The 13,308-nt window shown below is 46.8% G+C and carries 14 protein-coding genes; 5 read left to right on the plus strand and 9 right to left on the minus strand.

The window, feature by feature from the left end; all coding sequences use genetic code 11:
- Positions 1 to 2 precede the first annotated feature (2 nt).
- Genes HYX48_00460 through HYX48_00470 form a run of 3 tightly spaced genes read left to right on the plus strand, consistent with a single transcriptional unit; the run spans position 3 to position 2,688 of the window.
- The gene (locus HYX48_00460) at positions 3 to 1,397 is read left to right on the plus strand and encodes an FAD-dependent oxidoreductase (GenBank protein ID MBI2742374.1); all 1,395 of its coding nucleotides are present in this window, start codon (positions 3 to 5) and stop codon (positions 1,395 to 1,397) included.
- A complete protein-coding gene (locus tag HYX48_00465; GenBank protein MBI2742375.1) occupies positions 1,394 to 2,098 on the plus strand; it encodes a TVP38/TMEM64 family protein in 705 nt (234 codons plus the stop codon). The genes HYX48_00460 and HYX48_00465 overlap by 4 nt, the downstream gene beginning before the upstream one ends.
- On the plus strand, positions 2,095 to 2,688 hold the full coding sequence (locus HYX48_00470; protein MBI2742376.1) for a CDP-alcohol phosphatidyltransferase family protein: 594 nt from the start codon (positions 2,095 to 2,097) through the stop codon (positions 2,686 to 2,688). Before HYX48_00465 ends, HYX48_00470 begins: the two co-directional genes overlap by 4 nt.
- Here the strand turns inward: HYX48_00470 and HYX48_00475 are convergent.
- The 7 genes from HYX48_00475 to HYX48_00505 all read right to left on the minus strand — a co-directional run bounded on the left by HYX48_00475 (position 2,685) and on the right by HYX48_00505 (position 9,900).
- Positions 2,685 to 3,965, minus strand: coding sequence for a hypothetical protein (locus HYX48_00475; GenBank protein ID MBI2742377.1), 1,281 nt, complete (start codon positions 3,963 to 3,965; stop codon positions 2,685 to 2,687). The genes HYX48_00470 and HYX48_00475 overlap by 4 nt on opposite strands.
- 44 nt (positions 3,966 to 4,009) lie before the next feature.
- Positions 4,010 to 4,927 carry a polyprenyl synthetase family protein gene (locus HYX48_00480; protein ID MBI2742378.1) on the minus strand — a complete coding sequence of 306 codons (918 nt, stop codon included), beginning with the start codon at positions 4,925 to 4,927 and terminating at the stop codon, positions 4,010 to 4,012.
- Positions 4,928 to 4,930: 3 nt separating this feature from the next.
- The gene (locus tag HYX48_00485; protein ID MBI2742379.1) at positions 4,931 to 5,605 is read right to left on the minus strand and encodes a UDP-N-acetylglucosamine diphosphorylase; all 675 of its coding nucleotides are present in this window, start codon (positions 5,603 to 5,605) and stop codon (positions 4,931 to 4,933) included.
- A 411-nt stretch (positions 5,606 to 6,016) separates the two neighbouring features.
- Complete coding sequence (locus tag HYX48_00490; GenBank protein MBI2742380.1) at positions 6,017 to 6,574, minus strand: 5-formyltetrahydrofolate cyclo-ligase; 558 nt, start codon at positions 6,572 to 6,574, stop codon at positions 6,017 to 6,019.
- Positions 6,546 to 7,823 carry a hypothetical protein gene (locus HYX48_00495; protein MBI2742381.1) on the minus strand — a complete coding sequence of 426 codons (1,278 nt, stop codon included), beginning with the start codon at positions 7,821 to 7,823 and terminating at the stop codon, positions 6,546 to 6,548. The genes HYX48_00490 and HYX48_00495 overlap by 29 nt, the downstream gene beginning before the upstream one ends.
- Complete coding sequence (locus HYX48_00500) at positions 7,820 to 8,389, minus strand: hypothetical protein (GenBank protein ID MBI2742382.1); 570 nt, start codon at positions 8,387 to 8,389, stop codon at positions 7,820 to 7,822. The genes HYX48_00495 and HYX48_00500 overlap by 4 nt, the downstream gene beginning before the upstream one ends.
- Positions 8,386 to 9,900 carry a hypothetical protein gene (locus HYX48_00505; protein MBI2742383.1) on the minus strand — a complete coding sequence of 505 codons (1,515 nt, stop codon included), beginning with the start codon at positions 9,898 to 9,900 and terminating at the stop codon, positions 8,386 to 8,388. Before HYX48_00505 ends, HYX48_00500 begins: the two co-directional genes overlap by 4 nt.
- Positions 9,901 to 10,001: 101 nt before the next feature.
- Between HYX48_00505 and HYX48_00510 the strand changes: the two genes are divergently transcribed.
- Both HYX48_00510 and HYX48_00515 read left to right on the plus strand, forming a co-directional pair.
- Positions 10,002 to 10,253, plus strand: coding sequence for a YggT family protein (locus tag HYX48_00510; GenBank protein ID MBI2742384.1), 252 nt, complete (start codon positions 10,002 to 10,004; stop codon positions 10,251 to 10,253).
- The gene (locus tag HYX48_00515) at positions 10,250 to 10,516 is read left to right on the plus strand and encodes an acylphosphatase (GenBank protein ID MBI2742385.1); all 267 of its coding nucleotides are present in this window, start codon (positions 10,250 to 10,252) and stop codon (positions 10,514 to 10,516) included. The genes HYX48_00510 and HYX48_00515 overlap by 4 nt, the downstream gene beginning before the upstream one ends.
- A 217-nt stretch (positions 10,517 to 10,733) precedes the next feature.
- Here HYX48_00515 and HYX48_00520 read toward each other — a convergent pair whose 3' ends face one another.
- Both HYX48_00520 and HYX48_00525 read right to left on the minus strand, forming a co-directional pair.
- Positions 10,734 to 12,623 (minus strand): hypothetical protein, encoded by a 1,890-nt coding sequence (locus HYX48_00520; protein MBI2742386.1) that lies wholly within the window; start codon positions 12,621 to 12,623, stop codon positions 10,734 to 10,736.
- 203 nt (positions 12,624 to 12,826) lie between these two features.
- Positions 12,827 to 13,306: an NYN domain-containing protein gene (locus tag HYX48_00525; protein ID MBI2742387.1), complete on the minus strand. Its 480-nt coding sequence runs from the start codon at positions 13,304 to 13,306 to the stop codon at positions 12,827 to 12,829.
- Positions 13,307 to 13,308: the final 2 nt, after the last annotated feature.

The following is a 13,308-nucleotide window of genomic DNA, read 5'->3' on the forward strand; positions in this document are numbered from 1 at the left end:
ACATGAAATCCTACCCACTTGTTGTTATCGGGGCGGGCGCTGGAGGGCTTGTTATTGCGATTGGGGCTGCAAAAGCCGGCAAGAGGGTCCTTCTCATTGAAAAGGGGCCTTATGGGGGCGACTGCACAAACTTCGGCTGCATTCCAAGCAAATCCCTGATCGCGTCGGCTTATGTAGCTAATGCAGTGAGAAGCGGGCAAAAATTCGGCATTAAATTTACCTCTTCTGATTTTGAAGCATCTAAAGCTCTTGAACGTGTACGGGAAATCGTAGGTAAAACCAGATCTCACGAAGATGTCGAGGCATTAACAAAATTTGGCATCGAAACCATCACTGGAACAGCTCGCTTCAAAGCTTCTCATGTTTTAGAAGTAAACGGCCAAGAGATCCGAGGCAAACAGATCGTTATTGCAACAGGATCTACTCCTTTTATTCCTTCGATCAGGGGATTAGAGGGCACTCCCTACTTGACAAATGAGACTATCTTCGATCTTGAAGAGGTTCCAAGAAGTCTCACCGTCATGGGAGGCGGTCCGATTGGATGCGAACTTGCCCAGGCATTTCAGAGACTTGGGAGTAGTGTTTCTTTAATCCACTCGCACGACCAGCTCTTAAATAAAGAGGAGCTCTGCGTACAGATAGTGATAAAAAAACAGTTTGAAGAAGAAAAGATCTCTCTTTTTCTCGGAAGTAAAATCGAAGAGATCACCTATCAAAATAAGCAGTTTCAAATCAGCTTAGACAAGAATAGAAAATTAGAATCTGAGGCTCTACTCATTTGCGTGGGAAGAAGGCCCAATCTCTCCTCTCTCAATCTCTCTGCCGCAGGAGTCATCCACTCGGAGAAGGGAGTCCCTGTTGATAAGTATGGACGGACAAATCAGAAACATATTTGGGCGATAGGCGATGCAAAAGGAGCCCCATTTTTTACGCATGCCGCAGAAAATCAAGCACGGTCTGTCTTGACCTCTCTTCTGCTTCCTTTCTCTTTTAAAAAGAAACTAGACCTAAAGCAGCCAATACCTAGAGTGACTTATACTGATCCAGAAGTCGCAAGCGTCGGCTTATCTGAAGCAGAGGCTTCCGATTCTTACAAAATCGCAACTTACTATGTTCCCTTCGATCTAGTAGATCGAGCGATCACCGCGGGAAGAACTGAGGGATTCATCAAAATCATCACAAAAAAATGGAGTAGTCGGATTCTCGGCTGCAGCATTGTGGCGCCCAGGGCTGGAGAGATGCTGGGACAGCTTACAACTGCCATGCATGCTAAGATGCCGCTTCGCAAGCTGGCTTCGCTAATTCCTCCTTATCCAACTTACAGCCAAGCCATTAGAAAGGCCGCTGACATGTGGCTCACTCAAACTGTTCTCTCATTATTTAAGAGAAAAAAATGAATAAATTTCTAAAAAGATGGCTGCCAATTCTCATCATCCTATCCGGAATGCTCATCGCCTATTTTTTCGGAGCTGCTAAACTCCTCTCTTTTGAAAGCTTAAAAGTGCATCATCACGCATTAAAAATATTTCTCGCCGATCATCCCATCTCTGTTCCCATTATTTACATCTTGACCTACATCATCTTTGTCGCTCTCTCCATTCCTGGTGCAATTTTTTTAACTCTACTTGGCGGCTACCTCTTTCCACAGCCATGGAGCACTATTTACGTGGTGTTTTCGGCGACCTGCGGAGCCGCTGCGATTTTCTTGGCTGCCCGTACGGCCATAGGCGATTCTTTGCGAAAAAAGGCTGGTCCCTTTTTGAAAAAAATGGAAAAAAACTTTCAGAAAAATGCTACGAGCTATCTTCTATTCTTGCGTTTTGTCCCTATCTTTCCCTTCTGGCTTGTTAATATCGCTCCCGCGCTCTTTGGCGTGGCATTAAGTACTTTTATTTGGACAACACTTGTCGGCATAACTCCAGGATCCTTTGTTTTCACTCTTGCAGGAGGGGGGCTTGAGAAGATTTTGGAAAGCGAGCAGAATTTCTCTCTAAATGCTATATTTAATACAGAAATCAAAATAGCTCTCTCTCTCTTAGGAGTTTTGTCTCTGGTCCCCATCTTGATAAAGAGGTTTAAAAAAACAAAAAACAGATGATCGAAGCTAATTTTCGTAAAATCTATCAATCAGTTTGTGTTGATCCTCTTTTACGTTTTAAAATTATCTACAAGCTTCCTCCCAATCTTCTTACCTGTCTCTCTACTTTATTCGGGTTGAGTGTCACTCCCTTATTATTCTTCGGCCTCTACATTGAAGCCTTTATCTTCATGATTTTTTCCGGTTTTTTAGACACGCTTGACGGCTCTCTAGCTCGTTATCTAAAGATCTCCTCTTCGAAAGGCGCTGTTCTAGATATTGTATCAGATCGTCTAGTCGAATTCGCGATCCTACTAGGACTCTACTCTATCGATCCGCATTCGAGAGCTTTGCCGACGATCGTAATGCTGGGAAGCATCTTAATCTGCGTCTCTTCTTTTTTAGTCGTGGGGATCTTTACGGAGAACAAAACTCAAAAAGGCTTTTTCTATAGTCCAGGATTAATAGAAAGGGCTGAAGCTTTTATCTTCTTTTCGATCATGATCCTCTTTCCGAAGAGCTATCTCTTTCTATCCTATCTTTTTGCTTTTCTCGTGTTTGTAACAGCAGCAATTCGGATAGGTCAATTTCTCAAAAAAGAAAAAATCTAGAATCCAAAAGTTAAGCCAACGACAAGACCCTGAATGCTGAGGTCGCCCTTCTCAGTGATCGAACGACCATCGTCTAACATAAGCAGCTCTCCTCCTACTACGGTGCTAACCGGTACAGGATTGCTTAGGTAGCGTCTCATCTGGTTCTGGTGCGGCCACCAGAGCATCTCCCAGCCGATGTCGAGACCGATGTGGTAGCGCTCGCAGCAGAGGCCTGTATCCCATTGAAAACCAAGCGCAGCTTCTAAGCAGGGCTTGATTGCAAAGAAGTGGTCTTCCTGATTGATGTAGGGGTCGGGGAAGCGAGGCGATTGCGTTCTCTGTCGATTCAAAATTTCAAATTTTCCAGATGCAAGTGAAGCGGCAAAATCTCCATATAACCCGAAATGTTTGGCAAAATACCAGACCGTGTCAAGCCCCGCTCGTATAGCTACTCCGCGAAAATTATTAATGTTGTTCACAAAATCGTGCTGATTAGGAGGAGTGATGCCGGGATGGTTCTCTTCTTGGTCAATTTTATATCTCTGCAGAATGAGAACGCCTCTCAGTCCCGCATGAGGTCGCAGGCTCAGGTTGTGATTAGGCGTGAAAGTTCTTCCAAGCTCGAAATCGAGGGTATTGTAGTGCAATCTCCACTTTGCACGCGCAAAGTTAAGGGATTCGCCATAGTCGACGTTGAAATAGATCCACTCTGTATTCAGCGGTGTGGGAGACATATTTGGATTGAGGGGAGTGTGCAGTTCTTGAGGCATCTTGTGCACAAATCTCGTGTTGTGCTGGTAGAAGCGCGTCCAGTTTAAATAGACATCCCAAGTCTCTTCACGAAAACGTCCGCCAGCTCCAATCTGAAAACCAGGCGACCACTTTGTGTGAAAATTTTTTGCCGCTCCTTTCTTTACGGAGCTCACTATAGTTTCTCGGGTTCCCGATTCATTTGTGTTGAAGCCTGTGGAGGCGCAGGTCAGGCCCTCTTCTGAAGCGGTCCAGTAGAGAAAATCTCCTGTGAGATAGATGCCATACGGCTCTTTGCACTTCTTTTCTTTCTTGTCTGCAGAGGTATCTGGAGGAGAAGAAGTGGATAGATCGGGGGGAGCATCAGAGGCATCGACAACCAGAACTTTCCTCGCTGCTTGGGGTCTTGCTGCTACCTGTTTGGGTTTAGAGACGACCCTTCGCTGGCTTCTTGGAGACTCTACCTGTTTAACGCGTGGTTTTTCCGCTGCATCTACTAGATGTGGAAAAAGAAAAGGAAGGAGAAACAGGAGAGATTTTTTCACGATCCACCTCATATGGGAAGTTGAAAAAACTCAAACTAGCTAATTTAGGCGTTAGTGGCAAGCTTTGAGAGCATCCCGCACAACTTTTCAAAAGAGGGGGTGTTCAGCTTTAAATCGATAAGAGCTTGTCGGAATTTATTTAGCTCCTCTTCAAAGACATAGAGCGCGCGCTCCTTGCCGATGAGCCTAGCTAGATTCATCTCGTGCTGCTTCTTCTCATCGCTTTCGATATCGGTGATATCGTCTGCTATTTGAAAGGCCATTCCGAGGTGGTAGGAGGTCTTTTTGATCATCTCGATCTGAGAGAGATCTCCACCGCCAAATACCCATCCAAAAACAAACGCAACTTCAAAGAGTGTAACGCTCTTTTTGTAGATCACCTGTTTTACAGTATCAAGTGAGTGGTTGGGGGGAAAGAGGTCTAAAAATTGTCCTCCCGTCGCTCCGAGAATTCCCGCACAGCGAGAGGCGCTTTCGAGGGCGATCATGCAGGCGCGTTCGCTAAAATTAGAAAAAGGAGCGCCCGCTTCTTTCATGGCTTCCGCATTTTTATGAATTCTTTCAAAGGCTGCTGTGATAAGCGCATAGCTAGAAAGAAGAGCGATCGTCTCCCCAAAAACCTTGTGAACTGTAGGCTTCCCCCGTCTCTCATCTTCATCATCCATACAAGGAAGATCGTCGGCGATAAGCGAGGCGGTATGAAAAAACTCCACAGAGAGTGCGGCATCAGAGACGTTGAGCTCGTGCTTAAGCGCCTCGGCTATCAGAAAAACAACAACGGGTCGGAAACGCTTTCCTCCACTCGTAAGAGAGTATTCAACGGCATCTCTAAGCTTGCTCTTCTCTCCAAATGAGCTGATGCTTCTTGCGATCTCCTGTTCGATCTTATCCTTGTGCGAGTAGAAAAAAGAGGCAGCGCTCTTTTCGGTCTGATTTTTAATAGAGAAGATCTGCGCTGTCATGTGTTACGCTTTGTAAAATGGTTTTACTTTAGAGTGAGGTTTTACGAATCCAGAAATATTGAGACAGGGAGAACAGAGAGAAGACTTTCCTAAAAGTGTTCCGGGATTGAGAACACAGTTACAACCCACTTGAGCTCCATCGCCAATGATCGCTCCCAGCTTCTTCATTCCCGTTTCAATCTTTTTTCCATTGCAATCCACTTTTACAATAGCGTGATCTAGCCTTAAGTTCGCACAGACGACACCCGCGCCTAAATTCACATTCCCACCCAAGATAGAATCACCGATGTAGTTGAAGTGCGGAGCTGCAGCTCCATCTAAAAGAATCGAGTGTTTGATCTCTGTGGCGTGCCCGATAATGCAATCATCTCCCAAGAGAACATCACCCCTTAAATATGCGCCATGACGGATGATGCAGCGCGCTCCAATGATGCAAGGCCCCTGGATGTAGGCTCCCGGTTCGATCACTGTTCCTGGGCCAATTGAGATGGATTCTGGGTTAACAAGAAAGACACCCTGAGGAATATCGATCTCGATTTTTCCAGAAGTGTTGATCTTCACATAAGTTGAAAGATGAATGAGAGCCTCCCACGGATAGTTGCACTCTTCAAAGAGAGAAGCATGCGCAAATTGAGAGAGATCAAAGAACTCTGAAGGGGTGTAGGGAGATGTCGACACTTCTCACAGCCTCTCTAATTAATCTATTATATATACTAAGGTATACTCCTATTTTAGCGGTGTGGAAATGTCGATAAGGGTGCACAGCTTCTCTATGAAAATTTCCTGTCGATAGTTTGTTCAGAGCTGGATCATAAGTCGGAAGATGTGATCATTTTGCATCCGTGAACAGCTTCATGAACAAGTTTTGATCCAACTTATGAACAGAAGAAGAGCGCTCGGAGAAGAGGGCCCGCCGGAGAAAATGGACAGCAACGGACATTAAAGGACGAGCACGGACAAGAAACGGACAGGCGGGCAAGAGAGAAGGAAGCTAAGTCCACTCTTTCTTTCTTCAGCGCGTGTCCGTTTTTTGTCCATTTCCTGTCCGTGCTCGTCCATTAAAGTCCATTTCTTCTCCGAGCGCTCTTCTTAGAAGAGGAGAAGCTTGTCGAGCGGCATGTCGTGCGCATCAATTGGAAGTTCAGGAACGAGCTGTTCTTTGAAACCTACGCCGATGAGTAGTGGATTTAGGTTGTGGATATTTAGTGTGTGAAGGAGGTGGTCGTAGTAGCCTTTTCCATAACCAATGCGCTGCATTTTTTTGTCAAAGCCTAAACCAGGAATAAGGATGCACTCGATTTTATCTAAAGAGATTTCACTGCTGCTTTGCGAAGGTTCCCAAAGTGGCTTTCGATATTCGAGTGAGGTTAGGTCGCTTATCCGATGGATGGTAAGTTTATCGCCGCTTCTTCTCGGCAGAAGAAGTTTTTTTTCAGCTGCGAGGTGGAAATTTAGAGTTGAAAGTTGGATCTCTTCTTGAAGACTGACAAAGGAGAGAATGTAGTTGAAGTGTTGAAGTTGATCTTTCAGGTTTAAAAAGAGCGCATCTTCCGCCTCTTTGCGCCTCGCTTCACTTATTGAGGCGCGTATCTCTCTCAGAAGCGTTCTCTGCTCCGCTTTAATCGAAGACAGGCTTTCCCTTCTCATAATTAACCTTTTTCAAAAACTTGCCCCACGAGTCGTAAAGTGTGGCAGTTCCGGTTCCATCATCGATCTTAGAGGTTGGTAGCTTCTCTCCCTTCTTAAAATAGGTGCCCTTGATCAACTTGTCATTATCATACTCCTCATTGAGCATGAGCGAGCCATCTCTATACCAGGCGAAGCTGAGCCCCTGCTTCTTATTCGCGCTGAGCTCGCGCTGGCTCTCCATGACACCAGTTTCATACCAGGTCTTCACAAGACCGTGGAGCGTATCCTCGTGCCAAGTTACGAGAAGCCGAGGAACAATTTTCCCCTCCTCATTTTGAGGATAGAATTCTGTCTCCTCTCCGGTCTTTCTCCCATCTCTTACCGAGTACTCACGCTCTAGAACTCCACCATCTTGAAAGATCTGGATGAGCCCATTTGGAGCGCCTTTGTTAATTTCTACAACAGAACGCAGATCTGAGAGAAGGAAGATAGCCTGCTTGCCAGACCCATTTACAACTTCACTTAGCTGCTTTCCATCCTCTGCGAAGTAGACTCCTTTTTGTAGAAGATCCTTTTCGTAAGTTTCGCGGTATTGAATCTTTTCAGGACCCCAGAGACCGATCGCTTCTCCCTGCTTTAATCCCTTCTCATAGTGAATCTGTTCGCGTAGGGTTCCATCCGCTGCGTAAACACTCATCACCCCTTCGATCTCATCTTGTACGTAGGGGATCTCTTTGTGTAGCTGTCCCGATGAGTAGTAGTACTTGGAGATTCCATCGAGCGCTCCTTTGCTATATTGAATTTCAGCAAGGCACTTTCCCTGGTCGTCCCAGACCTGACTCTTTCCCTCAAAAAGCCAGCTGCTCTGTGCGATGAAGCTTAAATCTGCAACGCCTTCGATAACAGTCGCTTCCAATTTCAATTGACCATTCTCATACCACTCGCGGTAGATTCCATGAGCCCGTCCATCGACAACTTCTAAGAAGTTGGAGACCTGTCCATTGGGATGGTAGTTGGTGAGTTGAGAGTGAGTTCGGCCCTGGGAGTCTCTTCCATAGATCCGCAGAACTTTCTGATATGATTGAGGAGAGAAGAAGTCGACGTTCTGATATTGAGAGAGCCTCTCTTTTGCGCTGATTGTTTCAGAAAAACCGTGGCGATCGACGAGCTGAATGCTGAGAAGAGGATTCGACTTCTCTTCTTGAGTTTTCTGCGCACAAGAGCTCAAAAAAACTAGCAGGACGACGACTAGTAGTCTACTTCTCATGGGTTTTTAACCGGTTCACGTTTAAGAATCTGCATTGTAACCTCAAAGGCCTCTTCTTGTCCCGGGTCAAGCTTTTTCACCAGCTCAAAATTGCGGATAATTAGCTGTGGGGAGCGCTCTTGGGGAAGATGAGAGCCGATTGCCACGCCCTCTATTAAACTTAAAACTTTTTTTAGCTCATCTTCATTGAGAAGTACGGGCTGCTTTACCTTCGCTTCGACCTCTTCGAGGAGTTCAGAATTTTTTGGATTCTCTTCGAGAAATTGAAAGCGATTTTCGCCGCCGCCGCGCGCCGGATAAGGGGAGGAGAAGGAGAGGCTCTCCAGATGCTTTTCTAAAAAGTTAGCATCCCCCTTTTTGAGCTTGGCAAGAAGCTGCTCCTCCTTCTTCTTCTGGTCGCTGAGTTGAAGAGCTCGCTGCTCGAGAACGCTTACACTTTCGGTGAGGGTATTCAACTGCTGCATCTTGAAAAAGAAGAGGGTCAAAAAGAAGAGCACAGGCAGTGGGGAGAGCATGAGCGCGAGAAACGGGAGCTGCTCTTTCGTGATAAATGAGGGGAGCTTCATCGTTTTATCCCCTTAAGAAAGAAGGAGGTGCGGTAGAGATTCTGCTCCACGTTCCAGGTCACTTCTAGTTTTGGATTCACCAGGCCATCGCCCTTCATGAGAGCTTCGCGCAGCTGCCTTGCAGCAGCAGGTGTTGTGGAGGTGAACTTCAGTTCGACTTTAGCTAGATAGGGCTCGCGCGCACCGCCCAGTTTGGGGTACTTCGTAAGATCGTAACGCACCTCTTTTAGATCGATCTCATTTTCTAAAAGCGGGTGGCTGCTTAGCCAGGCGAGCAGGTCGGCAACTTTTGGAGCCGTAGAAACAAGGGGAAAGGGGGCCTTCTCTTTTGCAAGAGCCTCCTCACAAAGTGAGATTCCCTCTTCGAGAGTTTCAAAAGAGGCATTTTTTGCAGGAGTAAATGCCGCTAGCTTCTCTTTCAGCTCGCTCGCTTTTTTTGAGGAGATGATCTCTCCTCCGAAAATAAGGGCTAGAGTCAAAAATAGAGAGGAGGCGAGAGCATATAGTGAGAGCTGGGTACGCCTGTTTTGAAGCTTAATCGGCGTGAACTCCCCCTGACGAAATTGGGTAGGGGCCTTTCGGGAAAGGCCATCCAGAGCGAGTCCGATGGGGATGGCAAACGCCCCCATCTCGCTCTCTTCAAGGAGGGAGAGGCCGAGATCCATCTCGATGTGACTCTTCAAGTTAAAGCTTGAACCTATCCGAATAAAATTCCCGTCTATATTTCGGCCATTTTGGCCAAATCTCCTAAATTTTTCCTCGGCTGTAGTTTCTCCAATACTGTCTTCGGAAAAATTTAGGAGATTTGTCTCAAAATCTTCCGAAATCTCATAGGGAATTTTATTCGGATAGGTTCCTGAGAGCTCCCGACCAGTTAACAGAAGTTTAGTCGGAGAAGAGGCCGCCCTCTTTTTTAAGAAGGTGAGCGCGCGGTCCAGCTCTTTTTGCATGAGGAGTTCGGAGAAGTTTTGAGATCCCAGCGAGAAGGCGTAGATCTGCTCCAATTTGCCATCCAAGATGAGGCCGCAGAAGCTCTTCTCCTGACCGATATGCAGAAAAAAGAGCTCTCTCTCGTCGGGAAAAAAGTGTGAGGCGAAAGAGCAGATCGCAGATGGAGCGCAAGAGATCTGATCGGGATCTAAGCGCAGAGATCTCATCCGTGCGAGGTGATCGTTTAATAGTGTTTTTGTGGTGGCTAGGAGAGAGACGCCTGTCTCTCCGCCCTCTCTTTTGCTAAAAAAGGGAAGGACGACTGTCTCTTCAGGAGCGTAGGGAAGCGCCGCCTCCGCCTGGAAGGGAAGAACTCTTCGAATCGCATGGCGGCTTCTCAATTTCAATGTGAGTCTACGCAGAATGATCTCGTCGCAGTCGAGCCCCGAAACGACCTTTGTAGAGGGCGCTAGAGTCTCAACAAGAGTTCCAACTGCTTTAATCTCGAGCTTCTTTTTATGCAGATGGAGAGTGGCGTATAGAACCTCATCTCCATCGGGGAAAACACTTGTAACTTCCATGGTAAGAGAGTTTACATCTTATGCTCCTCAAATCCAAGAAATTCTTGTTAAGAAATCTTTATTAATTTCTAAAAACAGTCATTATAGTAGGATTAAGGGCAATGTTAGCTTATCTTATTCACATCCTCTTCTTCGTCTACACAGCGCTGATCTTCGTCAGAGTGGTGGGCTCCTGGTTTCCCGCTTTTGCCGGGCACCCGATCATGCTCTTTATTAAAAAGTTAACAGACCCCTACCTCAACGCCTTCCGCCGCATCATCCCCCCGATTGGCGGCGCACTCGACCTAAGCCCCCTCCTCGGCTTTTTTGTTCTCCAGATCGCAGAACAGTTTATCTTAAGATTCTTCAGATGAGCACAGGATCCCGCGCCATCTTTGCAGGAAGAGTCCAGGGCGTCGGCTTCCGCGCAACAGCAAAGCGTCACGCTGACAAGCTGGATATCACGGGATATGCGAAGAACCTACCAGATGGAAGCGTCGAGATCGTCATGCAAGGCGAAAAGACCAAACTCGTGTTTCTAATCGCCGAGCTAAAAAAAGCCTTCCCAGAGGCCCGCCTCGAGAGCCTATCCAACCTTAGCCTCAGCAGCCTAAAAAATTTATTCGAAATTCTTTGATCGAGCGCATAGCGAGATCCCTAGTCTTCAAGAGTAAAAAACAGGATCCGCTTCGCTAGCAGGATCGTCGCTAAACGCGACGGCAGGATAGAAGAAATTCCGAAAATCCTGCCGCACCGAAGGGGCGATCCTGCAAGCGAAGCGGATCCTGTTATTTTCTTTATGACACAAAAAGAAGAGTTAAGAGTTTTTTAAGTTTCTTCGAAGATGCGGAAGCTTAGTAAAGAGTTACAAGACGAGCAACATCCGGTTCTGCTTTTCTCTCCTCATAGCCTGTTTCGATCTCAACGGGCAATGGGTCGACTTTATAACCTTCTAGTTTACCGCAAACTTCTGCAGCTTCCTTTCGAAGCGCATCTGAAAGCTCTTGATTTTTGGCCGCTTCGCTGCTCTTCATGCAGAGCAGTTGTTTTAATTCGGGTGGGGTTTGATCGAGCGGAAAAAGGAAGTTGAGCGCTATTTTATAATGATGCTTATCAATTAGTTGTAAAAATAACGGAGCTGCGGCCTCTGCCATTTTGTCGCGAAGCTTGCCCATTGCTGCGCGGCCATCTTCTGATATTATGGAGACAGCCATTACCTTGAGCGCGCCAAAGAAAGAGGCAGCTTCTGGCAGATCTGAGGATCGAAGAAAGTAGGCGAAGAGAGTTTCTGCAATTCTATTTGCAGCTTCTCGAGCTTTTCCCACAAGTCCTGCCTCGCGGAAACGGAGATACTTAACGTAAAATGATATGTTGGGATCGTTTCGGAACCATACCGTTTCAGTAAGAGAGAGAAAAAGCTTCGAGGCGGCCTCGCTTTCTTTTAGGACGAGACAGGCACCTATATAAGCCTCTATTCGAAGTAGGAACTGATCAAGATGCTCGGGTGCCACGACATCAACATGGGCGAGAGCTCGCGCCGCGTGTGCGTAGTTTCCTTTTAGAAACAGTGTTTGAGCCAAATACATGAGCTTCGGGCTAGATAGTATGCCAGGAGCAGTTGAAAGTATGGCTCTCGATGCATGGTCTGCGGCGCCGCACGCGATGCGAGCTTCGATGAATCTGTATAAAAACGAGTCGTGGTCATAGGGAAGCATCATGGAGAGAGAGAGTTGAAACTCCTCTTCTGTAAGAACGGGTTTATTGAGTAGCCCGTCTTTAACTCGATTCTTTATTTCATTTAACTCACCCAAAGGCGAGTAGGCTGTTCCCCAGAGGCGACGGTGCTGCTGTGCCAATTGCCATGTGCTCATGAGCTCCCCTCTCGATAGGCATCCTCTGAAGATAGCCATTTCTAAATTCCCGAAGCGCGATCCAGATACTAAAGCGTAAGAAAAGTCGGGGTAGTATTCTGTGACAGGAGAGAAGAAGAGCCGAGACAAGCAGCGAGCAGCCTGGGATGGGCTGCCCTCTTTCATCGCCCTATCGGCAGCATGAAAAAAGAAAAGATTTAAGCATCTAGCGATGGGCTTGAGTTGCTTGCCAGCTGCATCTTTTGCACTCACTTCCTTGACTTCCTTGGATATGGGAACGTCCCAATATGCATGCGGGTCTTGCCTATACTTATCTAAAGTTTGAGATACGATAAGATCGAATTTTGAGTTGTGCGCTTGATGAAGGGCATTTCCAAGCTCGAGTAGCCGGTCAAAAGAGAAGGCTCGAAGCCGCGATGCACGCTCTTCGTTAGTTCTAGCTTGGGGAAAAAATTGCAGATCTATATTGCCCGGCAGCACATCAAAGGCGTTAATCGTCTTCTCCAAGAAAGGAACGAAAAAATCGCGGGGATAGGAGCTATAGTTAATCACGGCTGGTTGAATTTGAGCTGTTAATAAGCTTTGCAGCTTATCGATCTCCGGGGTGAACCCCAAGCATCTCAGTAGGCAGTTCCATATCTGCAATAAGATGCCTATCTTTGCCTCATAGCCCGAGATAATGGAAGCCGCGATCTGCCGCACGTCTCTTTCAGGGCTTGAAATGGAGTAGTATAGGGACTGTGAGAGCGTCCTTACAAAAACAAGCGCAGACTGCGTCTTCTCCGCCTGCCTCTCAATTACGACCTCTCTCGTCCCCTGATCTACTTGAATGGAGAAATAGCGCCCTACGCCCTGTGTTATTCCTGGTGCCATAGATAACCTTTTAATAATAACCAGCCATTATACAGCTTTTATTCTTTAAAGAATAATCAACTCCAAAGGCTAAACTAAAAAATTTATTCGAAATTCTTTGATCTAGCGTAGTGGAGCAGAATAATACGACTCTTTTTTGGAGTGCGTGCGACTTGTCGCCGCTTTTCTCGAGATCGACCTGGCGATCTCTCCTTAAAGAAACATCAGTTTTTTAGGTTTTCTTCGAAGATGGCGAGGAGACGGGCGATGTTAGCGTCCGTGTCTTTAAAGGAGAGGGCGGAGGAGGGAGCTCTCTTTTTCTTCTTCTTTTTGAGAATGAGGGCGAAGAAGTCGCTGATGTCCAGCGTCTCGGCGCCATACCTTTTCGCTTTGCGGATGAGGTCTCTATCGCCGGTAATGACGCTCTTCTGCTTCGGGTTTTTAGCGGAGCTGAGCATTTCGAGGATATAGTCGTCCGCGCTGAGGCCCTCTGATGTGAAGACGACTTCGACAGCTTCGAGCTTGTAGCTGCTGATGCCAACGGCGCGCTTCTCCGAACCGTCGAAGATGACGGTGACATGGAGGCCGGCTTCAGCGATCTCCTCATCTAGAGCTTTGAGAATGCGCTCGCGGGTGCGCTGAAGGGGTCGGGGATTTTTCACCTCTCTAAACAGCAGATTGTAGCCGTCTAGAAGGTAGTCCATGC

The sequence above is a fragment of the Chlamydiales bacterium genome, assembly GCA_016185065.1.
Classification (GTDB): Bacteria; Chlamydiota; Chlamydiia; order Chlamydiales; family Rhabdochlamydiaceae.

What these genes read in the sequence shown, in the direction of transcription:
- HYX48_00495 (MBI2742381.1), bottom strand. Translation starts at nt 7,823, where the DNA reads ATGAGAAGTAGACTACTAGTCGTCGTCCTGCTAGTTTTTTTGAGCTCT.
- HYX48_00465 (MBI2742375.1), top strand. Translation starts at nt 1,394, where the DNA reads ATGAATAAATTTCTAAAAAGATGGCTGCCAATTCTCATCATCCTATCC.
- HYX48_00460 (MBI2742374.1), top strand. Translation starts at nt 3, where the DNA reads ATGAAATCCTACCCACTTGTTGTTATCGGGGCGGGCGCTGGAGGGCTT.
- HYX48_00525 (MBI2742387.1), bottom strand. Translation starts at nt 13,306, where the DNA reads ATGGACTACCTTCTAGACGGCTACAATCTGCTGTTTAGAGAGGTGAAA.
- HYX48_00515 (MBI2742385.1), top strand. Translation starts at nt 10,250, where the DNA reads ATGAGCACAGGATCCCGCGCCATCTTTGCAGGAAGAGTCCAGGGCGTC.
- HYX48_00470 (MBI2742376.1), top strand. Translation starts at nt 2,095, where the DNA reads ATGATCGAAGCTAATTTTCGTAAAATCTATCAATCAGTTTGTGTTGAT.
- HYX48_00520 (MBI2742386.1), bottom strand. Translation starts at nt 12,623, where the DNA reads ATGGCACCAGGAATAACACAGGGCGTAGGGCGCTATTTCTCCATTCAA.
- HYX48_00505 (MBI2742383.1), bottom strand. Translation starts at nt 9,900, where the DNA reads ATGGAAGTTACAAGTGTTTTCCCCGATGGAGATGAGGTTCTATACGCC.
- HYX48_00500 (MBI2742382.1), bottom strand. Translation starts at nt 8,389, where the DNA reads ATGAAGCTCCCCTCATTTATCACGAAAGAGCAGCTCCCGTTTCTCGCG.
- HYX48_00510 (MBI2742384.1), top strand. Translation starts at nt 10,002, where the DNA reads ATGTTAGCTTATCTTATTCACATCCTCTTCTTCGTCTACACAGCGCTG.
- HYX48_00480 (MBI2742378.1), bottom strand. Translation starts at nt 4,927, where the DNA reads ATGACAGCGCAGATCTTCTCTATTAAAAATCAGACCGAAAAGAGCGCT.
- HYX48_00490 (MBI2742380.1), bottom strand. Translation starts at nt 6,574, where the DNA reads ATGAGAAGGGAAAGCCTGTCTTCGATTAAAGCGGAGCAGAGAACGCTT.